Here is a 20976-nt window from a genome sequence, read left to right as displayed (position 1 = left end):
ACCGCTCATCGCCCGCCGCCCGCCGTACGGAGAACCCGCTCGCCTCTGGCCACGGGGAAGCCTCCCCGGCCGCCCGCCGCCGTCCTGCCGCGCTCGGTTCACTCGACGCCGATGAGCAGCGGATAGCCGCCCTGGCCGCCCACGTAAAGGACGACCTCGACATCGGGCCGGGTCGCGGCCAGGTGGTCCCGTACGGCCGCGGCCAGCCCCTCCGGCGCGTTGACGCCTTCGAGCATGGTCACCAGCTCGCTGCTCGGCGACACCATGCGGCGGACGGTGTCCAGGGCGGTGCCCACCAGGTCCGTGCCGATCACCGCGGCGTCGCCGTCGATCACGCCCAGCACGTCTCCCGGCCCGGTCAGGCCCGCGCTCGTCATGACCTCGCGGTCGGCCACCCAGACATGCCCGTGGCGGGTGTGCGCCGCGGCGTCCGTCATGGCCACCACGTCGTCGTCGAAGCGCCGTAGCGGGTCGTGGACGGCCAGCGCCGCCAGGCCCTGCACGGAGGCCCTGGTGGGCAGCACGCTGACCGTCAGGCCCTCCTCCCGGGCGATCTCGGCGGCGGCGGCCGCGACCTCGCGGGCTCCGCCGTCGTTGGGCAGCACCACGACCTCCGAACCCGCCTCGCGGATCGCGGCGAGCACCGCCGCGAGGGGCGGGCCGGCGCCGGGCTCCCTGCGGACCACCACGGCGCCCGCCTGCTCGAACACGGTGGCCAGCGCGGGGCCGGCGGCCACGGCGACCACGCCCCTGCCCCGGGCCGCCGGATGGGTCCGGCCGGAGTCGGCCAGGTAGGTCACCCTGATCCGGTGGGGACGTCCCGCCCGGATGGCGGCCTCGATCGCCGCGCCCGCGTCGTCGGTGTGGACGTGCACGTTCCACAGGCCGTCACCGCCCACGATCACCAGGGAGTCGCCGAGCGCGTCCAGCTCCCGGCGCAGCACGCCGACCGCGGCCTCGTCGGCGTCCAGCAGATGCATGACCTCGTAGCCGGGGCCCTCCTCCGGCTCGGGGGCGGTGATCCGGCGGGCCGGTGCCGGGATGTCCGCCCGCCCGCCGTAGGAGTCGGTGACCACCGCGGCGAGGCTCTCCAGGATGAGCGCCAGTCCCGCTCCGCCCGCGTCGACGACGCCGCTGCGGGCGAGCACGTCGAGCTGGCCGGGGGTACGGCGGAGCGCGGAGCGCGCCTCCTCCGCGGCCCGCCCGGCGATCGAGGCGAGATCTCCCGGCAGGTCGCGCACGGCCCCGGCGACCGCGGTGAGCACACTGAGCACCGTGCCCTCGACCGGCCTGGCCACCGCGTCGCGGGCCAGCTCGGCCGCTCTGACCAGCCCGCGTCCGAGGTCGGCGCCGCGTCCCTCGGTCACCCTGAGCACCTCGGCGAGGCCGCGCAGCGCCTGGCTGACGATGACGCCGGAGTTGCCGCGGGCACCGAGCAGCGCCCCCTGCGCCAGGGTCTGCCAGGTGGTCGCGGCGTCGGCGTCGCCGGGCAGTCCGTCGAGCGCCTCGGCCGCGGAGAGCATGGTCAGGTGCAGGTTGGTGCCCGTGTCGCCGTCGGGCACGGGGAAGACGTTGAGCGCGTCGATCTCCTCACGCGCCCTCCCCAGGGACTCCGCGGCCAGCCGCGACCACCGGCGGATCGCGGACGGGTCGAGAACCTGCAGCATGCCTGCCCTCCGCCCTTCGGGGATGCGCTACGGTTGCTCCGGAGATTATCCCCGTTCGGCCAGTCATGGCGGCCCCGTGTTGGCATGCATGGCCGGACATCGGATACCCTCGTATGGCCAGCCGGTTGTCCCGGCGTGCCCGATGACCGCCGCTCATACGGCGGATCGAGCCTCTCGACTGATCTAAGGAGCGAACCGTGGCTTCCGTCTGCGACGTTTGCGCTAAGAAGCCGACCTTCGGCAACAACGTCTCCCACTCGCACCGCCGCACCCGCCGCCGCTGGAACCCCAACATCCAGACCGTGCGTGCAGTGGTGAACGGCGCGCCGAAGCGGCTGAACGTGTGCACCTCCTGCATCAAGGCCGGCAAGGTCACCCGCTAGTCAGACCTTCGCGCAGCCCGCCGCTCCCGCAGGGGAGCGGCGGGCTGTCGCTTTTCCCACGAACCGCCTTCCCGTGGACCGGCACCTTCGCTACGGACCACTTCCCACGGACCGGCGCCCCGCCCTCGGACCGCCTTCCCGTGGACCGGCACCTTCGCTACGGACCGCCTTCCCACCGACCGTCGCCTCGTCCGCGGACCGCCCGTCTTCACCCGTGGGCGAGGATCACCGGCACGGCCTGTTCCACGTGTCCCGGGCGACGATCACCCGCGCAGTCGCCAGGCGTGGTCCACCGGCCCGATCCCCCCGCCCAGCGGGAACCCGTGGGCGATCGCGCCCGTGACATACGCCTTGGCCTTCTCCACCGCGGCCGGGACGTCCTCGCCGAGCGCCAGGTAGGAGGCGATCGCCGAGGCGAGGGTGCAGCCGGTGCCGTGGGTGTGGCGGTTGTCGTGGCGCTCGGCGGTGAAGCGGAACTCCCGGCTGCCGTCGGTCAGCAGGTCCACCGGGGCTCCGGGCAGATGGCCGCCCTTGATCAGCGCCCAGGCGGGGCCGAGCTCCAGGATCGCGTCGGCGGCCCGGCGCAGGTCCCTCTCGTCCTCGACCTTCACCCCGGTCAGCTGGGACACCTCCCAGAGGTTGGGGGTGACCACGGTGGCCGTCCGCAGCAGGCGCGACTTCACCGTGTCCACCGCCTCGGGGGCGAGCAGCGCGTCACCGTGCTTGGAGACCCCCACCGGGTCCACCACGACCGGCGCGTCCACTCGGGCCAGCACCTCGGCGACCGTCTCCACCAGCACGGGCGAGGCCAGCATCCCGGTCTTGATCGCCTGCGCGCCGATGTCGCCGAGCACGGAGTCGAGCTGGGCGCGCACCGCCTCCGGGGACAGTTCCCAGTATCCCTGGACGCCCAGCGAGTTCTGCGCGGTCACCGCGGTGATCACGCTCATGCCGTGCACGCCCAGGGCCAGCATGGTTTTCAGGTCAGCCTGGATGCCCGCACCCCCACCGGAGTCGGAACCGGCGACGGTCAGCACGCGAGGAGGGGTTGAAACGGTCATGTCCCCATCCAACCAGCTCCACGTCAGACGACCGCGCACTCCGCCTGGGCGCTCTGGCAGGTCTGGGGCTGCTCGGCCCGGCCGTACGCGGTGAAGGTGAGGACCAGGTCCTCCCCCGCCTCCAGGTCGGCGGTCGGCTCCAGCACCAGGGTGGTGCCGTCCTGCGTCCAGCCGGCCCCGCTCACCGAGGCGACCTCCCCGCCGACCGGCAGGCTCAACGTCAGGCCGGCGAGCGTCTCGTCGGCCGTGACCACGAGCCTGGCGGTGTAGATCTCCTTCTTCTCCTTCACGACGCCGAACCCGACCCTGAGCGCCGCCGCTGCGGCGGCCGGGGCGGGCGAGGTCTCGGGGACGGCCGTCTGGGCGGGCGGGGTGGCCGGAGACTGGGTGGCGGTCGGGGCCGGTTCCTGCGTGCGGGTGCCGGTGACGAGCGACTTGTCGGTCGAACTCGGCTCGGACTCCGGGCTCTCGGTGCGCCGGGCCGGCTCGCTGCGCCGGGCGGTATGCGTGGCCTCCGGCGTCGGGGTGGGCTTCGCGGTGGCGGTACGGCCGGGCCGCCAGCGGGTGACCGAGGGGCTGGGAGTGGGGCTGGTCTTCTCCTTCTTCGCCGTCTTCTCGGGCTCGTCGGTCGGCACGGGCTGCTCGGCCGGATCGGCCTGCTCGGTGGAGGAGGGCTCCGTCCGTCCCGGCGTCTCCGCCAGGCAGCTGCCGGTCGGGCAGTCGGCGCTCGGCTCGGCCGCACCCATCATCTGGACGCCGGCCACGGTCCCGCCGAGCACCACGGCCATCGCCGCGACGGCCAGCACCACCGTCCTGACCCGTCCGCCGGGCCGGCGCTTCTCCTCGGGCCAGACCGGCTCGGACAGCTCGGTCGTGGCCGACCATCCCGACCCCAGGAAACCGGTCTGGGTCTCGGTGACCGCCGACTCCTCGGGCCGGAGCCGACGTCCGACCGACCTGTCGGAACGGTCGGGTTCGGGTCCACGTTTACCCCGGTTACGGGGGGCGTCTTCGCCATGTCCACCGTGACGGCCCATGGTGCCCCTTTCTCTAGGGAATATCGGCCGCCCATCTTCATACCAGTTCAGTAACCGTTTGTCGCAAATTTCACTGATGCCACATGGGTGGCAAACGTCACTTTCTGAAGTGGTCCCAGCCGCCGCGCTCCGGCGAACGGCCTCTGACCTGCACACCGTCGCCCTCGACCACCTGGCCGACCACCGTCCACTCGGGCGGGAGCCGTACTCCCTCCGGGAAGGTCGCGGCGAGGGCGTGGTCGTCCCCGCCGGAGAGCACCCACTCCAACGGGTCGGCCCCGAGCAGCCGGGCCGCCTCCTCCATGAGGGGAGGTACGGCGAACGCCTCCGGGGCGAGCATGATGCCGACCCCGCTCGCCCGCGCCACGTGTCCCAGGTCCTGCAGCAGGCCGTCACTGACGTCGAGCATGGAGGTCGCGCCGAGCGCCGCCGCCTGGGGACCGCGGGCGTAGGGCGGTTGCGGACGACGGTGGGCGTCGATCAGCTCCACCGGCTCCGTCCGGCCGCCGTGGAGCAGCGCGAGCCCGGCGGCTGCGTGCCCGAGCCGGCCGGTCACCGCCACCACGTCGCCCGGACGCGCCCCCGCGCGGGTGACCGGCGCCCGCCCGCCCAGGTCTCCCAGCGCGGTGACGGCGACCACCACCAGATCGCACCGGGTGACGTCGCCGCCCACCACGCTGGCGCCGACGAGGTCGCACTCGTCGCGGAAGCCGTCGGTGAGATCGTCCAGCCAGTCCGTGGCCGCCTCGGGGGGCAGACCGAGGCCGACCACGATGCCGGTGGGATCGGCGCCCATCGCCACGACGTCGGCCAGATTCTGCGCTGCGGCTTTTCGACCTATTTCGTAGCCACTGGACCAATCGCGACGAAAGTGCCTACCCTCGATCAGTAGGTCCGTTGTCACGACGACCCGTCCGTCAGGAGCGCTGACCAGTGCGGCGTCGTCTCCAGGCCCGAGTAATACGGCCCCGCCCTGAGGCAATCGTCCAGTGATACGTGCAATAACTCCGAATTCGCCGAGATCTCCGACTGCGATGACGCACCTCCCGTTCGTCACAGGGTACGGTGGCCCTTCGGCACTGATCCAATCGCCCGGGAGGACGTTATGGTGCAGGCCTACATCCTTATCCAGACCGAGGTCGGCAAGGCGGCGAACGTGGCCGGCGAGATCTCCGGGATCTCCGGTGTCACGCAGGCCGAGGACGTCACCGGCCCCTACGATGTGATCGTCCGCGCCGAGGCACGGAACGTGGATGAGCTAGGCAAACTTGTGGTGGCTCAGATTCAGGCGGTCGAGGGGATTACGCGTACCCTTACGTGTCCCATCGTCCATATTTGACCTTTCGGGATCCTACGATGTCACTCCGGTTCACTCGATGGACGGCCTGCGCCTGCGCCCTGCTGATCCTGGCGGGATGCGGTGGCACGGTCCGGGTGGATCCCCCCACCCCGGAGGGAGCGGCCGCCGCCGGGTGCGACGCACTCGGCGAGCGGCTCCCGCAGAAACTCGACGGCGCCTCCCGGGTGGAGAGCACTCCCGCGTCGCCGTACGTCGCGGTGTGGGGAGAAGGGGAGATCGCGCTGCGCTGCGGGGTGCCGCGACCGGCGACGATGACGGCCACGCAGCAGGTGCCCGAGATCAACGGGGTGGCGTGGTTCTCCGACCCCGCGAGACCGCTGCTGTTCACCGCCATCGGCCGGGAGGCCTACGTGGAGGTGACGATCTCCCGGCGGCACACCCCGGAGAACATCCTCGTCGACCTCGCGGCCCCCATCAAGGCGGCGCTACCGTAGGCCGGGCGAGCGCTGCAGCGCCAGCTGGATCAGCCGGTCGACCAGACCGGCGTAGGGCAGGCCGGTGGCCGCCCACAGCTGCGGCGCGACCGACATCGCGGTGAAGCCCGGCATCGTGTTGATCTCGTTGAGGATCAGACGGCCGTCGGGGGTGTAGAAGAAGTCGACCCGGGACAGGCCCTCGCAGCCCAGTGCCTCGAACGCACGCACGGCCATGGCCCGCAGGTTCTCGGCCACATCGGCGGGGATGTCGGCGGGCACGGACAGGGACATGTCGTCGCCGATGTATTTGGCCTCGAAGTTGAAGAACTCATGCCCGCCGTGGACCAGCACCTCACCGGGCAGGCTGGCCCGTGCGGCCTCGTCGCCCAGCGACTCCAGGACCGCGCACTCGATCTCGCGGCCCACGATCGCGGCCTCGACCAGCACCTTGGGGTCGTGCTCGCGGGCGGCCTCGACGGCCCGCTCCAGCTCCGCCAGGTCGTGTGCCTTGGAGATGCCCTGGCTCGACCCGGCGCGAGCCGGCTTGACGAAGACCGGCCAGCCGAGCTCCTGGACCTCCTTGAGGATCCGGTCGCGGTCGATCCGCCAGTCACGGTCCCGGATCACGACATACGGGCCGACGGGCAGGCCGGCGGCGGCGAGCACGATCTTCATGTAGGCCTTGTCCATGCCGACCGCGCTGGCCAGCACCCCGGAGCCGACGTAACGGACCCCTGCCATCTCCAGCAGACCCTGGATCGTTCCGTCCTCGGCGAACGGCCCGTGCATCACGGGGAAGACGACGTCCACCTGGCCGAGCTCGACCGGGATGCTGCCGGAGTCGTAGGCCACCAGCGAGCCGCCACCGGACGGCAGCGCCAGACCGGCGCCGTCGGTCTCGACGGACGGCAGCACGTCGTCCTCGATCGCATAGCGCTGGTCGCCGGAGGCGAGCACCCACCGCCCGTCCTGGGCGATCCCGATGGGGATCACTTCGTACTTGGATCGGTCGATGGCCTCCAGCACGCTTCCGGCTCCAAGGATGGAGACCGCGTGCTCGGAGTTACGGCCACCGAAGACGATTGCGACCCTCGGGCGGGTTCCGTGCTGCTCGCTCATGATGACCGAATCTACCCCCTCTGGGGGGTCAAGCCTCCTGTCAGACGCGCCTATCCGACCGTTTTGGGAAGGGAACCCGGGACGCCGGTCGCATCCCGCCCCCACACCGGCGGGGAGGTGCCATCCCGCCCCGGCGCGGGTGCCGGCTCACCCGCCGTACCGTTCCGGCCTGGGAGCCCGGGACATCAGCAGCGTCCCGGCCTCGCTGGGCGGCATCCCGTCATGGACGACGGCCACCACGACCTCGGTGATCGGCATCTCCACATCGTGCTTTCTGGCCAGCTCCAGCACCGACTCGCAGGACTTGACGCCCTCCGCGGTCTGTTTCGTCGCGGCGACGACCTCGGACAGGGTCATGCCCTGGCCGAGATTCTTACCGAACGTACGGTTCCGGGACAGCGGGGAGGTGCAGGTCGCTATGAGGTCGCCCATCCCGGCGAGCCCGGCGAAGGTGTGCGGATCCGCGCCGAGCACCTCGCCCAGCCGGGAGGTCTCGGCCAGCCCGCGCGTCATCAGCATCGCCCCGACGTTGTCGCCGAGCCCCATGCCGGCCGAGACACCGACCGCCAGGGCGATCACGTTCTTGACCGCTCCGCCGAGCTCCACACCCACCACGTCGGGGTTGGTGTAGGGGCGGAACCACGGCGGCAGGTGGCAGGCCTCCTGGAGGCGCTCCATGACCCGCTCGTCGGTGCAGGCGACCACGGTCGCGGCGGGCTGTCCCCGGATGATCTCGCCGACCAGGTTGGGACCCGACACCACGGCGACCTGCTCCTGCGGCACCTCGGCGACCTCGCAGATCACCTCGCTCATCCGCTTGGTGGTGCCCAGCTCGACCCCCTTCATCAGGCTGACCAGCACCGCGTCGGGCGGCAGGGCCGCCTTCCAGGCGATCAGGTTCGACCGCAGGGTCTGGGAGGGGACCGCGAGCACCACGAAGTCGGCGCCGTCGAGCGCCTCGGCGGGGTCGGTCGTGGCGCGCAACGTCTCGGGCAGCGTCGCACCAGGCAGGTAGTCGGGGTTCTCGTGGCGCCGGTCGATCGCCTCCACGACCTCCGGGCGCCGCCCCCACAGGGTCGTCCGGGTGCCCGCCCTCGCCATGATCATCGCGAAGGTGGTGCCCCACGATCCCGTGCCGAATACAGCCGCCTTAGTCATCTCATCACCGTATGCCGAATTCAGCGGTCAGCAGGTTTCCCGAACGGCGCATCGGGCGCCTCCTCCTCGCGCAGCTCGGCGAGCAGGGACGTGATGGCCGCCATGATGTCGGCGGTCGCATCACGCAGGACGTCGGCGCTGAGCTCCTGCCCCGTGTATTTCGACAGGTCGACCGGCGGCCCCGTCAGCACGCGGAAGGTCGTACGCGGGAGGAGCCGGGGCTTCTTGCTGCCGTAGGGGAGGATCTCCTGGGCTCCCCAGTGGGCCACCGGGATCACCGGCGCGCCGGTGGCCAGGGCCAGCCGCGCCGCACCCGTCCTGCCCTCCATCGGCCAGAACCGGGGATCGCGGGTGCAGGTGCCCTCGGGGTAGAACAGCACGCACGCCCCGTCGGCGATCCGCTCCTCCGACTCCTTGAGCGAGCGGGCGGCGTCGGCGCTTCCCCGGTAGACCGGGATGGCCATCAGCGACTTCACCATGTGCCCGATCACCGGCACCGAGAAGAGTCCCGACTTGGCCAGGATCGTCGGCCAGCGCCCGTTGGCGTAGAGGTAGTGCGACAGCAGGATGGGGTCCAGCCACGAGAGGTGGTTGGTCGCCAGGATGATCCCGCCGGACCCGGGCAGGCGGTCGGCCCGGCGCCAGTCCTTCTTGACCAGCAACCACGCGATCGGCTTGACGATCGTGACGGCCACGGTGACCCAGAATCGGGAAGGCCATCCAGGACGTCTCATGGGCTCCTCCAATTGAGCGGGATGCGCCACAAGTGTCCCGGTTGGCTCTGTGGGATGTCGAGGCGAGATGCTAAGGCTATGCCTGCATCGGAGAGCTCTGGCTGGACCCTCGTCGTCCCGGTCAAGACACTGGTCGCCGCCAAGACACGGCTCTCGGAGGCGGCCGGCCCGCACCGGGCGGAGCTGGCCGTGGCGATCGCCTGTGACACGGTCGAAGCCGCGCTGAGCTGTGCGCTCGTCACGCGGGTCGTGGTGGTGACGGGTGATCCGGTGGCGGCCGAGCCGCTCGACGGCGTGGGCGCCCATGTCGTCGGCGATCCGGCGGCGGGGCTGAACGCGGCGCTGCGGCACGGCGCCCAGGAGGCGGTACGACTGGCGCCCGGCGCCCCCGTCGGCGCCCTCCAGGCCGATCTGCCCGCTCTCCGCCCGGCGGAGCTGGCGCTCGTGCTCACCGCCGCCGCGGAGTTCGACCAGGCGTTCCTGCCCGACGCGACCGACGTCGGCACGACCTTCTACGGCGTACGGCCCGGCATCCCGTTCACCCCCGGGTTCGGTGGCCCGTCACGCGACCGCCACCTGCGGCGGGGCGCCAAGGAGATCTTCCTGGACGGGATCGACTCGGTCCGCCGGGACGTCGACACCCCCGATGACCTGCGGGCGGCCCTGGCCCTCGGCCTGGGACCGCGCACGCTGAAGATGGTCGCAACGATCAGAGGAGGGTCCCCCGCCGGAGGACCCCCCGCTCCGTGACCTCGGCGCTCGGTGGCCGGCCCGTCCGCGGCACCGCCGATCAGTGCCCCTCGATCGCCTCTTCACGCGCCTTCCGCGGCAGCAGGAAGGCGGTGACGAAGGTCAGCAGCAGCATTCCGGCCACCACCCACAGCACGACCCGCATCGCACCGGCGAGGTCGGGGTTCGGCCCGCCGGCCACCAGATCGAAGAAGACCGTGCCGAGCAGGGCGACGCCGAAGGCTCCGCCGAGTTGCTGGACGGCGGTCAGCGTGCCAGAGGCCGAACCGGTCTCGTGCTGCTCGACGCCGGCCAGCACGATGTCGAAGAACGGCGCCATCAGCAGGCCCATGCCGATGCCGGCGACCGCGAGGGCCGGGACGAACTGCCAGGCGGTCACCGTCGCCCCCGCCATGGTGATCGTCAGCAGGACGCCGAGCGTGCCGAGTGTCATGACGAGAACACCGCCCTGCAGGACCTTGCGGCCGAATCTCGCCACCGTCTGAGCCAGGCCGAAGCCGGCGACCATGCCCAGCGACCAGGGGATCATCACGAGACCGGCCTTGAGCGTGGAGTAGCCGAGGCCGATCTGAGTGTAGAGGTTGAACACCAACATGAAGCCGGACATCGCGGAGAAGAAGACCAGACCGGTCAGCAGGCCGCCGGTGAAGGCCCGCTTGCGGAACAGGCTCGGCACGACCAGCGGGTCACCGCCCGTGCGGCTCTTGCGGGATTCGAACCATCCGAAGCCCGCGAAGACCACGGCCGAGGCTCCCATCATGACGAAGGACCAGACCGGCCAGCCGTCCTCTCTGCCCTGCACGAGCGGGAAGACCAGGAGCAGCCCGGCCATGGAGGCCAGGATCACCCCGGGGACGTCGAGCCTGAGCGGGTGCGGCGAGCGCGACTCGGGCAGGAAGCGCAGTCCGGCGATGACGGCGGCCAGGCCGAGCGGCAGGTTGATCAGGAAGATCATTCGCCAGCCGGTGCCGAAGAAGTCGGCGTCGATCAGCCATCCGGCCAGGATCGGGCCGCCCACCGAGGACAGGCCCATGACGGGGCCGAACATGCCGAACGCCGCGCCCATCTCCTTCGGGGGGAACATCTCCTTGATCATGCCCAGTCCCTGCGGCAGCATCACCGCGCCGAACAGACCCTGCACAACGCGGGCGCCGACGAGCAGTTCGGGTGACTGGGCGATCGCGCAGAGCAGTGAGCCCACGGTGAATCCGGCCGCACCGATGAGGAACATCCGCCTGCGGCCGAAGATGTCCCCCAGCCGTCCGCCGGTGATCAGGCCCACGGCCATCGAGAGCGTGTAGGCGGCGCCGAGCCACTGGATCGTGGCGGCGGTGCCGCCGAGTTCGGCCTGGATGGTGGGCGAGGCGATGTTGGTGACCATCGCGTCGAGCAGGTCCATCACCTCGGCGGCCAGGATCACGGCCAGGGCGGCCCAGCGCCATCGGTAGGCGGGCGGTTCCGCCACCGGTCGAGCCGGAACCGTCACGTCTGCGGCCATGGGGGGACTCCTTGTCTGTCTGTCGAATGTCGTCGTGCCAGTGGGAAGGGCACGTGTTCCGAGATGCCACGCGGGGCGTTCGCCGGGAGACGCCCGGCATGGGAGAACGCCGTTCACCATACATGAACGCTGATACTTTGATGAACAGTGTTCTTCGATACGTTCAGCGTTCTCAAGATATGTCGCAACGAGCCCACAGACAAGATATGTCGCGAAAATGAGCAGCGTTCTCTTCGACGATCGGTGTTCAGCCGAAGTTACACTGGCGACATGAGTGACGAGCTGCCCGCGCTGCCCTGGGAGCGGACACGCCGGAGGACTCCCCCCGCGCGGATCCCGCTCACCCGTGACCGGATCGTCGACGCCGCCTACGTGGTGCTCGACCGCGAGGGATACGAGAAGCTGAGCATGCGCCAGGTCGCCGCCGAGCTCGGCGTGGCGGTCTCGGCTCTCTACGCCCACGTGCGCAGCAAGGACGAGCTGTTCGATCTGATGTACATCCGGACGTTCCGCGGATGGACCCTGCCCGATCCCGACCCCGCGCACTGGCCCGAGCAGATCATGGAGTTCGCCAAGGGCAGCCGGGCCCGGCTGCGGGAGCACCGCGACCTGGCCAGGATCTCCATGGGCTCCGTGCCGTTCGATCCCGAGGTGCTGCCGCAGCTGGACCGGCTCCTCGGCATCTTCCGGGCGGCGGGGCTCCCCGACCGGGTGGCGGGCGCCGCGGGAGACGTGATCTCCACTTTCATCGACGGCTTCGCCTACGAGGAGAGCATGTGGGACGACCGCCGCCGCGAGTCCGAGGAGGTCACCTGGAAGGAGCTCCAGTCCAGCCTGGAGCAGTATTTCAAGGACCTGCCGGCCGACCGCTTCCCCAACCTGGTCGCGCTCTCGGACTTCCTGCTCGACAAGTCCAACGACGACCGGTTCACCCTGGGCATGGAGATCATCATCCGCGGGCTGGCGTCCTTCGCCGCGGAGACCGGGGCCTCGAAGTCTTCCGACGCACCGGAATCAGGCGAGGGGCAGGGCTGAGACCGAGCCCTCCTTCGGCTCCTCGGCCCGCGCCGCCTCCGTACGGACCTTCAGCTCCGTCCTCGCCTTCTCCTTCGCCTTCCGGCTCTCGGCGAGGTACACCGCCAGCATGCCGCCGAAGCCCGCCAGACCGATCAGGATCATGCCCGCGATCACCGGCCACTGCCACGGATTCGGCATGTACAGCGCGAGAAACCACAGCCGGTCCGTCGAGCCGCTGAGCTTGATGCCGAGCGGCACCAGGCCCTGCGGGAACAGCCCGAGGATGCCGATGGCCATGCCGCCCCACATGAGGAACTGGTTCTTGGCCCCCATCGTCTCGAACACCGACGGCGCCTTCGCCGTCCCCAGGTCGTCGACGACGGCTCGTTGCCTGCCCGACCGCATCAGCTGCAGCAGGTCGGGGCCCTTCTCACGCAGCCGCCGCGCGGCCAGGGCACCGAACCACACATAGCAGACGACGCCGACCAGTAGACCGGTCGGCACGCTCGCCCACAGGAGCAGGGGCCGGTCGAGCAGCTGCCCCGCGAGGGCCACGCCGAGCGCGGGGAGGACGGCGGCCAGCGTGGGGAAGAACATCAGGAACGACTGGCCGGTGACGTCTCCGTGGTCCAGCGGCGAGTTCTTGCTCCTGTGCGGGTCCGGCCCCGGCACGAGACTCACGACGGAGATCCAGACCAGCAGGCCGGCACCGCCGCCGAGCGCGGCGAGATCGGCCGCCAGCGCCCACGGCACCAGGGAGAGGTCCCCGTGCAGGACCGAACCCGCGGCCGTCATCACGAGTGTCATGGGGCCGAACACCGTCAGCCAGGCGAGCTGCCGGGCCCGTACGTCGGCCTTCTCCTTGCCGGGCAGCATCAGCGTCATCCACAACGCGGTGCCGTCCTGCCCGTAGAGGTTCGCGCACGTCGCGGCACCCATCAGCGCGGTGGCCGCGCCGACGAACGGGAAGAACCCGGTGAAGTCGAGCATCAGCGGGAACAGCGCGGTGATGACCGCGTACGCGGCGGGCATCGCGATGTTCTGGGTGCGCAGCGGATCGCGCCACCACGTGCGCATCTCCTTGAGGTAGAGCGCGCCCAGATCACTGCGCGCGGCCCAGCCCCTCGGCGCCGCCCGCTCCGCCGAGGACCCGCGCACCACCGCGCGAGCGAGCCGCTGCGGTCCGAGCAGCCTCGTCCACACCAGGAACAGCACCACGACGAGGACGGCGAGCGCCACCAGCGGTCCGACGGTCCACCACCAGTCGCCGCGGCCTGCGGCCTCCACGGAGAGCAGGCCCCAGCTGAAGGGCAGCGACCGCAGGACCGTGGAGAGCCGGGGCGGGAACCCCTGCTCGAGCAGGACGTAGATCCCGATGAAGATGATCCAGGAGAACGAGGCCAGTGCGATCATCGCCGCGGTCACCGTCGCGGTGACGACGCCTCCGAAGCGGGACCTGGCCAGCGCGCCGAACAGCAGCGAGACCACCCGCGACAGCAGCACCACCAGCAGGAGCAGCAGGATCACCGCCGGGACCGAGACCACCACGGCCCTCAGGTTCAGCCGGGCGGCGAAGACGATCAGCGAGGTGAACGCGAGGAGTGTGACCGCCGTGGTGACGGCCACCATGGCGGAGGCGAGCAGGCCCAGGGCCAGGGTGCCGCGCGGTATCGGCTGGCGGTGGAAGTGCTGACCGTTGAGCGGAGGTTCACCGGCGAATGTCGGGCCGACCATCCAGCCCAGGGCCCACAGCGCGAAGGTCACCGCGAGCAGGTCCATCAGCATCCGCGGATGCGCGAAGTCGAAGAATGCCAGGACGACGGTGGCGATCGCCAGGCAGAGACCGACGGTCCCGCCCACGACGACCCACGCCGTCTTGCCGGCGGTCGCGGTGTTCCGCAGCACGGCGAGCTTCATCCGGATCAGGACACCAACCACGACAGTCCCTCCCCGCCGCCGATCTCGACGCCGACCAGGTCGACGAAGGTCTCCTCAAGCGAGCGGCCGCCGCGCACCTCGTCGAGCGGCCCCGCGGCCACGACCCGGCCCTTGGCCATCACCCCGACCGTGTCGCACAGCTGCTCGACCAGCGCCATGACGTGGCTGGAGATCAGCACCGAACCGCCGCCCGCGACGAACCGCTTGAGGATCTGCTTGATCGTGGCCGCGGAGACCGGGTCGACGGCCTCGAAGGGCTCGTCGAGCACCAGCAGCTTCGGTCCGTGCAGCAGCGCGGTGGCCAGGCCGATCTTCTTGCGCATGCCCGTGGAGTAGTCGACGACCAGGGTGCGCTCCGCCGGGCCGTCGAGCTCCATGACGGCGAGCAGCTCGCCGCTGCGCTGCGCGGCCTCGGCGGCGTCCAGACCGTGCAGCTGCCCCAGATAGGTGAGCAGTTCCCGTCCGGTGAGCCGCTCGGGCATCGCCAGCCCGTCGGGCAGCACCCCCATGAGCCTGCGGGCCCGCAACGGCTCCTTCCACACGTCGACGCCGTAGACCGAGGCGCGGCCCTCGTCCGGCCGCTGCAGCCCGACCGCCATGGACAGCATGGTGGTCTTCCCCGCACCGTTCGGCCCGACCAGCCCGTAGAAGGACCCCGGAGCGACCGTGAGGTCGGCGTGGTCCACCGCCGTGTGCTCGCCGAACTTCTTGTGCAGACCCACCAGGCGGAACGCCGCCACCTCATCCTCGCCGGACGCGGCGGTGGCCGCCTTCTGCTCCGCGGGCCGCGAGATTCCTGAGTGCACGCCGATTCCCTCGGTACCGGGCCCCGTGCGAGGAGGAGATGTCATGGTCCTCGACGCTAGGGTTCGCACCCGGCACGAGGAATGGGCGTATCCCCCGAGTGGGGGTGTACCTAGCTACACGGCCACTCGGCCCTCCTGGCTCTGCGGATCGTCACGAGGGCCCGGTCGCACCGCACACCGGCGTCTCCGCTCCGCCGTACGCGGAGGTGATCATGCCGGCCCTCCGCAGGGCGGACCTTTTCCGCAGGGGCTACGCTGGTCGGGTGCAGGCGACGGTGCGGACCTTTGACGCGGCGACCCGGTCGGGGTCGGTGTTTTTGGACGACGGGAGCGAGATCCCGTTCGACGCGGCGGCGTTCGACGCCGGACCGCTGCGGCTGCTTCGCTCAGGTCAGCGGGTGAACATCCTCGTGGCAGGCGAGCGGCTCACCTACATCACGCTCTCGACCTTCCCGCTCCCGGAACAGGCCTGACTCTCTTCCCGCACCCGGAGAGCGGGCCCGAGGTCTTCCGCGGCCGCGGGGCGGGTCCACCGGCACCCCCTGACGGGCCGGACCCCGGCATCCGGTGGGACGGGCCTCGCCCGCTCACCCATGCCAAGCCGGACGCCCGCTCATCCGCGAAGAGCCGGACGCCCGGACTCCCCGATGGGAATCCGGGCCGCCCATGTGAGGCCCTACTTTTTCTTCGAGGCCTTCTTTCCCTCCACGTTGACGAGCTCCTTGAAGTCGGAACCGGGCCGGAACTTCGGGCCCCAGCTCTCGGCGACCTTGATCTCGGCACCCGTCGAAGGGTTCCGTGCCGTGCGAGCCGGCTTGTGCACCATCTCGAAAGCACCGAAGCCGGTGATGGAGACCTTGTCCCCGCTGGCGACAGCCTTCTGGATGGCGTCGAGCACCGCGTTCACGGCCTCGGTGGCTGTCTTCTTGTCGCCTACCCGATCAGCGATCGCGTCGACGAGCTCTTTCTTGTTCATAAAGGTTGCTCCCCCTGTTACCGATGTCTGGGAGTGGGTCATGAGGCAGAAAACCCGTCTCACCCGATTTGTCACGGCACGGGGTCTCAACAGAGCGAGAAACCCCTTGCCGCTTGAAATTAGGGGACGGAGCCGTGCGACTCAATCACCTTCCGCAATGTTTCCAGCACTCGGCGTATCTGAAACCAGAGCATCAAGGTCGAGAAGGAATAAATCAAGACGCCCCGCTGCATGACTGAGGTCACGCTTGGCGACATCACAGATCGAAAGCAGGCGCTTGGTCAGACGTTCCCTCTGCGCAAGAGGCGCGCGCAGTGAACGGACGCGGCGATGCGCCTCGCGCAGTCGCCACGCCAACTCATTCTCCGAACGCGTCAGACGGTCGTCGGCAGCCATGACTGCCGTCCATTCTCGTATGTTTCGACGGCATCGGCATTGCGGAGGGTCAGCCCGATGTCGTCCAATCCCTCCAGCAGTCGCCAGCGGGTGTAGTCGTCGATCTCGAACGCGGCGATCTCGCCCGCCCAGCGAACCTGGCGCTCCCCCAGGTCAACGGTGATTTCCAGCGCGGGATCCGCGTCCACGGCCGCCTGGATCGCCTCCACCGTGGCGGCCGGAAGCACCACGGGCAGCAGTCCCATCTTGGTGGAATTATTACGGAAGATGTCGCCGAAACGGGCCGCGATCACGACGCGGAAGCCGTACTGCTGCAGCGCCCAGACCGCGTGCTCGCGTGAGGAACCGGTGCCGAAGTCGGGTCCGGAGACGAGGATCGAGGCGCCCTCGCGGACGGGGTCGTTCAGGACGAAGGCCGGGTCCTCGCGCCAGGCCGAGAACAGCCCCTTCTCGAATCCGGTCCGGCTGACCTGCTTGAGCCAGACCGCCGGGATGATCTGGTCGGTGTCCACGTTGCTGCGGCGCAGCGGCACGGCCCGGCCGGTGTGGGTGGTGAAAGCTTCCATGATCGGTTCTCCTAGGCCAGGTCGGCGGGCGCGGTCAGTTTGCCGGTGACGGCGGTCGCTGCGGCGACCTGCGGGGAGACCAGATGCGTACGGCCGCCCTTGCCCTGACGCCCCTCGAAGTTGCGGTTGGACGTCGAGGCGCTGCGCTCGCCGGGGGCGAGGGTGTCGGGGTTCATGCCCAGGCACATGGAACAGCCCGCCTCGCGCCATTCGGCGCCCGCAGCCTTGAACACCTCGTGCAGCCCCTCCTGCTCGGCCTGGAGCTTGACCAGCATCGAGCCGGGGACGATGAGCGTGCGGGTGACGACCTGACGGCCGCGCAGCACGTCGGCCACCGCCCGCAGGTCCTCCAGGCGCCCGTTGGTGCAGGAGCCGACGAAGACCGTGTCCACCGCGACCTCGCGGAGCGGGGTGCCCGCGGTCAGGCCCATGTACTCCAGCGCGCGCTCGGCGGCGGCCGGGTCGTCGGTGTCCTGCGGGGCGGGCACCGCGGCCCCCAGGGGAGCGCCCTGGCCCGGGTTCGTGCCCCAGGTGACGAACGGGGTCAGCGTCGTGGCGTCGATCTCCACGACCGTGTCGAAGACGGCGTCCTCGTCGGTCGTCAGCGACTTCCAGTATTCGACCGCGGCGTCCCAGTCGGCGCCGGACGGCGCGTGGGGGCGGCCCTTCAGGTAGGCGAACGTGGTCTCGTCCGGAGCGATCATGCCCGCCCGGGCGCCCGCCTCGATGGACATGTTGCAGACGGTCATCCGGCCCTCCATGGAGAGCTTGCGGATGGCCTCGCCGCGGTATTCGACGATGTAGCCCTGACCGCCCCCGGTGCCGATCCTGGCGATGACCGCCAGGATCAGGTCCTTCGCGGTGACCCCGGCCGGCAGGTCGCCGGAGACCTCGATGGCCATCGTCTTCGGACGGTAGGCGGGCAGGGTCTGGGTGGCCAGCACGTGCTCCACCTCGGAGGTGCCGATACCGAAGGCGATGCCTCCGAAGGCGCCGTGGGTGGAGGTGTGGGAATCGCCGCAGACGATCGTCATGCCCGGCTGGGTGAGGCCGAACTGCGGCCCGATGATGTGCACGACGCCCTGGCCCGCGTCACCCATGGGGTGCAACCGGATGCCGAACTCGGCGCAGTTCTTGCGCAGGGTCTCGACCTGGGTGCGGGACACGGGGTCCTTGATGGGACCGAGTACGGTCGGGACGTTGTGGTCCTCGGTGGCGATCGTGAGATCCGGCCTCCGGACGGGACGCCCCGCCAGGCGCAGGCCGTCGAACGCCTGCGGGCTGGTCACCTCGTGGATGAGGTGAAGGTCGATGTAGAGGAGATCGGGTTCTCCGTCGGCACGTCGCACGACGTGCTGCTCCCAGACCTTCTCCGCCAGCGTTCGGCCCATGTCGCCTCCTTGCGATCGGCTCTTCCACACCTCACTTGCTTTCTCATATGTCGAGACGGCAATATCGGTGTATGGACAACTCTAGCGGAGTCGGCGTACTCGACAAGGCCGTGCTCGTGCTCAATGCCCTCGAAGCCGGTCCGGCGTCCCTCGCACAGCTCGTCCAGGCCACCGGCCTGGCACGCCCCACCGCCCATCGGCTCGCCGTCGCGCTGGAACACCACCGCATCGTCTCCCGGGACACGCAGGGCCGGTTCGTACTGGGCCCGCGACTGTCGGAGCTGTCCACGGCCGCCGGGGAGGATCGGCTGCTGGCCGTCGCCTCGCCGGTGCTGGCCCAGCTCCGGGACCTGACCGGGGAGAGCGCACAACTTTACCGGCGGCAGGGTGACGAGCGGGTGTGCGTGGCGGCCGCCGAGCGGTCCAGCGGACTGCGCGACACCGTGCCGGTCGGCTCGGCCCTGCCGATGCTCGCCGGATCGGCGGCGCAGATCCTGCTGGCCTGGGAGGAGCCGGACCGGCTCCACCGCGGCCTGCGCGGGGCCAAGTTCACCGCGGCGACGCTGGCGAGCGTCCGGCGCAGGGGCTGGGCGCACAGCGTCGGCGAGCGCGAGCAGGGCGTGGCCAGCGTCTCGGCTCCGATCCGGGGCACGGGCGGCAAGGTGGTCGCCGCAGTCTCGGTCTCCGGACCGATCGAGCGCCTGACCAGGACTCCGGGCAGGATGCACGCCGCCCCCGTGGTCACCGCCGCAGAGCGGATCACCGAGTCGATGCGACGGGCCAACTGAACCATGCGATATGGGGAGGCGAGCACCCTTGCGGCCCCCTAGGCTGGGGAGGTGACAGATCGCATCGAGGCCGCTGCCGTTGAACTGCGTCCCCTGCTCCAAGAATTCATCCTCTGGGCGCGCGAGAACGCACCCGGCAGCGATTCCACCCTGGTCGGCCCGGTGGCCCTGTGGCACCGGCTGATCGCCTCAGACGACGTCGGCCGCTGGAGGCAGGACGATCTGCGCACCGTGCTGCTCGACCGCATGCCGCAGGTCGTGGAGGACCCGGACACCGCCGCCGACGGCATGGTGCCGTCGGTCCGCGCCTACCTCACCTTCCTGTCGGAGACCGACCGGCTGGTCAGGGGTTCCGCCTCGCTCAAGGATCTGCTCGCCGAGCTCGACGACCTGGAGGACGACTTCGTCGACGCGATGGAGGACCTCGTCGTCGATCAGGACGACGACGAGGAATACGACGACGAGGAGTCCGAGGGGCTGGGCGACTTCGAACCGTTCGCGGACGAGCTCGCCGAGCTGCCGACGATCCGGCTCCGCCCCGATGCCGAGCTTGCCGTGGCCACCCGGCGGGCGCCCCTGATCGCCAAGGCGCGCGACCTGGCGATCTGGGTCGGGTCCGAGCGGCAGGTGGGCGAGGCGAGCCTGCTCACCGACGCCGAGATCCTCCAAGCCCTGGCCGCTCTGGGACTGCCCGCGCCCGAGGACAGCGGCAAGCCGCTGTCCGACTCGGTGCCCGCGCTCTGGAACATCTGGAACCTCGCGATCGACCTGGACTTCCTCCAGCCCGAGGGCGAGGACACCGTCAGCGCCGACGCCGACACCGCCGACTGGCCCTTCGACGAGGACGACGACGCCCTGGACGTCTGGATGGCCGGTCTCCATTCGGTGGACTACGGCGATCCCGAGCTGGAGGACGAGGACGCCACGATCGCCCTGTCGGGGCTGACCCGGGCGCTGCTGGTCCGGGTGCTCCTGGCGACCGGCTCCAAGGCGCTGGACGAGCTCCGCACCGAGCTGGCGGAGGCCGTCGCCGAGTACGACGAGCAGGGTGCCGACGCCTGGACCGCGGCCACCGCGCAGTACGGCGACCCGCTCGCCCCGGTGCTCGACTGGCTGGCCGGCTACGGCATGGTCGAGGTCGAGCACGATCAGGTACGGCTGACCCCGCTCGGTATGGAGGGCGTGGTCCACCTGGCCGACGACGCCGACATCGAACTGGACGCCCGTCCCGCCATCGACGCGATGACGGCCCTGGACCTGCTCTCCTTCAGCGCGGAGCTGCCCGAGGAGGAGGCGGACGCCGAGTTCGCCGCCTGGATGGAGCTGCGCGAGCCCGACCAGGCCGCCAAGGAGCTGCTGGAGGCGGCGGCCGAGGACGACGCGGACGCCCTGGTCCGAGTCCAGGCGGCCAGCATGGTGGGCTCGCTGGGCGAGGCGGCCGTGCCCGCGTGGCAGGACGCCCTCGACGAGCCGTCCCTGCGCCCCTACGCGGCCACCCATCTGGCCCAGCTCGGCGTCGACGACGCTCCCCCGCCCACCCAGGCCGACACCCACTGGCTGATCCTCGACATGCTGACCATCTCCGCCGGTCTCGGCCGTCCGGAGTTCGTCAGCAGCCTGGACGACATCGGCAACGTGCCCAACCTGGTCAACCTGCTCGACGTGATCTGGAAGGTGCCGCACCCGCACCTGGAGGAGCTGCTGGAGGCGATCGGCAAGGCCCACCCGGACAAGCAGGTGGGCAAGGCCGCCAAGCGCGCCCTGTTCAAGGCCCGCTCCACGCACAACTGACGTCCTGCCGGCCGGGCCGGCCTGGAGCCGGTCCGGCCGGCAGGACGCCCACCGGCCCGCCGGACGTGCGGACAGGTGCTGCGCCGTCTGGTCGGTCAGCTCGCTCACGAGGATCGCCGCCCCG

The 20976-nt window shown here is 70.6% G+C and carries 22 protein-coding genes; 8 read left to right on the top strand and 14 right to left on the bottom strand.

Annotated features, from left to right (window positions below; translation table 11 throughout):
• Nucleotides 1–98 precede the first annotated feature (98 nt).
• On the bottom strand, nt 99–1667 hold the full coding sequence (locus OHA77_RS28295) for a DAK2 domain-containing protein (RefSeq protein ID WP_406312451.1): 1569 nt from the start codon (nt 1665–1667) through the stop codon (nt 99–101).
• A gap of 197 nt (nt 1668–1864) precedes the next feature.
• On the opposite strand from OHA77_RS28295, the gene rpmB reads away from it, so the two are divergent.
• Entirely contained in the window at nt 1865–2050 is a 186-nt protein-coding gene (rpmB, locus tag OHA77_RS28290; RefSeq protein WP_184753437.1) for a 50S ribosomal protein L28, read from the top strand.
• Nucleotides 2051–2313: 263 nt separating this feature from the next.
• Here the strand turns inward: rpmB and thiD are convergent, their stop codons facing one another.
• The 3 genes from thiD to OHA77_RS28275 form a co-directional block, all read right to left on the bottom strand.
• A complete protein-coding gene (thiD, locus tag OHA77_RS28285; RefSeq protein ID WP_406312450.1) occupies nt 2314–3111 on the bottom strand; it encodes a bifunctional hydroxymethylpyrimidine kinase/phosphomethylpyrimidine kinase in 798 nt (265 codons plus the stop codon).
• A 23-nt stretch (nt 3112–3134) separates the two neighbouring features.
• Nucleotides 3135–4148 (bottom strand): hypothetical protein, encoded by a 1014-nt coding sequence (locus OHA77_RS28280; protein ID WP_406312449.1) that lies wholly within the window; start codon nt 4146–4148, stop codon nt 3135–3137.
• Between the two features lie 97 nt (nt 4149–4245).
• Nucleotides 4246–5151, bottom strand: coding sequence for a thiamine-phosphate kinase (locus tag OHA77_RS28275; RefSeq protein WP_406319886.1), 906 nt, complete (start codon nt 5149–5151; stop codon nt 4246–4248).
• A gap of 102 nt (nt 5152–5253) precedes the next feature.
• Between OHA77_RS28275 and OHA77_RS28270 the strand changes: the two genes are divergently transcribed.
• Both OHA77_RS28270 and OHA77_RS28265 read left to right on the top strand, forming a co-directional pair.
• Nucleotides 5254–5487 (top strand): Lrp/AsnC family transcriptional regulator, encoded by a 234-nt coding sequence (locus OHA77_RS28270; RefSeq protein WP_306865049.1) that lies wholly within the window; start codon nt 5254–5256, stop codon nt 5485–5487.
• A gap of 17 nt (nt 5488–5504) precedes the next feature.
• A complete protein-coding gene (locus OHA77_RS28265) occupies nt 5505–5942 on the top strand; it encodes a DUF3515 domain-containing protein (protein WP_326825159.1) in 438 nt (145 codons plus the stop codon).
• On the opposite strand, the gene OHA77_RS28260 is transcribed toward OHA77_RS28265, so the two are convergent.
• From OHA77_RS28260 to OHA77_RS28250, 3 genes are all read right to left on the bottom strand, one after another.
• Nucleotides 5934–7043, bottom strand: coding sequence for a D-alanine--D-alanine ligase family protein (locus tag OHA77_RS28260; protein WP_326825160.1), 1110 nt, complete (start codon nt 7041–7043; stop codon nt 5934–5936). The genes OHA77_RS28265 and OHA77_RS28260 overlap by 9 nt on opposite strands.
• A gap of 147 nt (nt 7044–7190) precedes the next feature.
• Nucleotides 7191–8201 carry an NAD(P)H-dependent glycerol-3-phosphate dehydrogenase gene (locus tag OHA77_RS28255; protein ID WP_406312448.1) on the bottom strand — a complete coding sequence of 337 codons (1011 nt, stop codon included), beginning with the start codon at nt 8199–8201 and terminating at the stop codon, nt 7191–7193.
• 20 nt (nt 8202–8221) lie between these two features.
• Nucleotides 8222–8935, bottom strand: a complete 714-nt coding sequence (locus OHA77_RS28250) for a lysophospholipid acyltransferase family protein (RefSeq protein WP_406312447.1) — start codon at nt 8933–8935, stop codon at nt 8222–8224.
• Between the two features lie 78 nt (nt 8936–9013).
• Between OHA77_RS28250 and cofC the strand changes: the two genes are divergently transcribed.
• A complete protein-coding gene (cofC, locus tag OHA77_RS28245) occupies nt 9014–9685 on the top strand; it encodes a 2-phospho-L-lactate guanylyltransferase (RefSeq protein ID WP_406312445.1) in 672 nt (223 codons plus the stop codon).
• Nucleotides 9686–9725: 40 nt separating this feature from the next.
• Here cofC and OHA77_RS28240 read toward each other — a convergent pair whose 3' ends face one another.
• A complete protein-coding gene (locus OHA77_RS28240) occupies nt 9726–11183 on the bottom strand; it encodes an MFS transporter (RefSeq protein WP_406312444.1) in 1458 nt (485 codons plus the stop codon).
• A 270-nt stretch (nt 11184–11453) separates the two neighbouring features.
• On the opposite strand from OHA77_RS28240, the gene OHA77_RS28235 reads away from it, so the two are divergent.
• Nucleotides 11454–12218, top strand: a complete 765-nt coding sequence (locus OHA77_RS28235; protein WP_406312443.1) for a TetR/AcrR family transcriptional regulator — start codon at nt 11454–11456, stop codon at nt 12216–12218.
• Here the strand turns inward: OHA77_RS28235 and OHA77_RS28230 are convergent.
• Nucleotides 12198–14138 (bottom strand): hypothetical protein, encoded by a 1941-nt coding sequence (locus OHA77_RS28230; protein ID WP_406312442.1) that lies wholly within the window; start codon nt 14136–14138, stop codon nt 12198–12200. The two genes, OHA77_RS28235 and OHA77_RS28230, sit on opposite strands and share 21 nt — an antisense overlap.
• Entirely contained in the window at nt 14123–14878 is a 756-nt protein-coding gene (locus OHA77_RS28225) for an ABC transporter ATP-binding protein (protein ID WP_406319885.1), read from the bottom strand. Before OHA77_RS28225 ends, OHA77_RS28230 begins: the two co-directional genes overlap by 16 nt.
• Nucleotides 14879–15207: 329 nt before the next feature.
• On the opposite strand from OHA77_RS28225, the gene OHA77_RS28220 reads away from it, so the two are divergent.
• Nucleotides 15208–15417 (top strand): hypothetical protein, encoded by a 210-nt coding sequence (locus OHA77_RS28220; protein ID WP_406312441.1) that lies wholly within the window; start codon nt 15208–15210, stop codon nt 15415–15417.
• Between the two features lie 203 nt (nt 15418–15620).
• Here OHA77_RS28220 and OHA77_RS28215 read toward each other — a convergent pair whose 3' ends face one another.
• The 4 genes from OHA77_RS28215 to leuC form a co-directional block, all read right to left on the bottom strand.
• Nucleotides 15621–15920, bottom strand: coding sequence for an HU family DNA-binding protein (locus OHA77_RS28215; protein WP_326825168.1), 300 nt, complete (start codon nt 15918–15920; stop codon nt 15621–15623).
• 141 nt (nt 15921–16061) lie between these two features.
• Nucleotides 16062–16316 carry a hypothetical protein gene (locus OHA77_RS28210; RefSeq protein WP_326825169.1) on the bottom strand — a complete coding sequence of 85 codons (255 nt, stop codon included), beginning with the start codon at nt 16314–16316 and terminating at the stop codon, nt 16062–16064.
• Nucleotides 16295–16882 (bottom strand): 3-isopropylmalate dehydratase small subunit, encoded by a 588-nt coding sequence (leuD, locus tag OHA77_RS28205; protein ID WP_326825170.1) that lies wholly within the window; start codon nt 16880–16882, stop codon nt 16295–16297. Before leuD ends, OHA77_RS28210 begins: the two co-directional genes overlap by 22 nt.
• Nucleotides 16883–16893: 11 nt before the next feature.
• On the bottom strand, nt 16894–18273 hold the full coding sequence (leuC, locus tag OHA77_RS28200) for a 3-isopropylmalate dehydratase large subunit (RefSeq protein WP_326825171.1): 1380 nt from the start codon (nt 18271–18273) through the stop codon (nt 16894–16896).
• 71 nt (nt 18274–18344) lie between these two features.
• Between leuC and OHA77_RS28195 the strand changes: the two genes are divergently transcribed.
• The gene (locus OHA77_RS28195) at nt 18345–19061 is read left to right on the top strand and encodes an IclR family transcriptional regulator (RefSeq protein ID WP_326825172.1); all 717 of its coding nucleotides are present in this window, start codon (nt 18345–18347) and stop codon (nt 19059–19061) included.
• A 51-nt stretch (nt 19062–19112) separates the two neighbouring features.
• Entirely contained in the window at nt 19113–20852 is a 1740-nt protein-coding gene (locus OHA77_RS28190) for a hypothetical protein (protein WP_406312440.1), read from the top strand.
• Nucleotides 20853–20976: the final 124 nt, after the last annotated feature.

The sequence above is a fragment of the Streptosporangium sp. NBC_01639 genome, from assembly GCF_045209755.1.
GTDB lineage: Bacteria > Actinomycetota > Actinomycetes > Streptosporangiales > Streptosporangiaceae > Streptosporangium.
The sequence above is the reverse complement of the archived record's forward strand: the minus strand, read 5'-3'. Positions and strand labels throughout refer to the sequence as shown.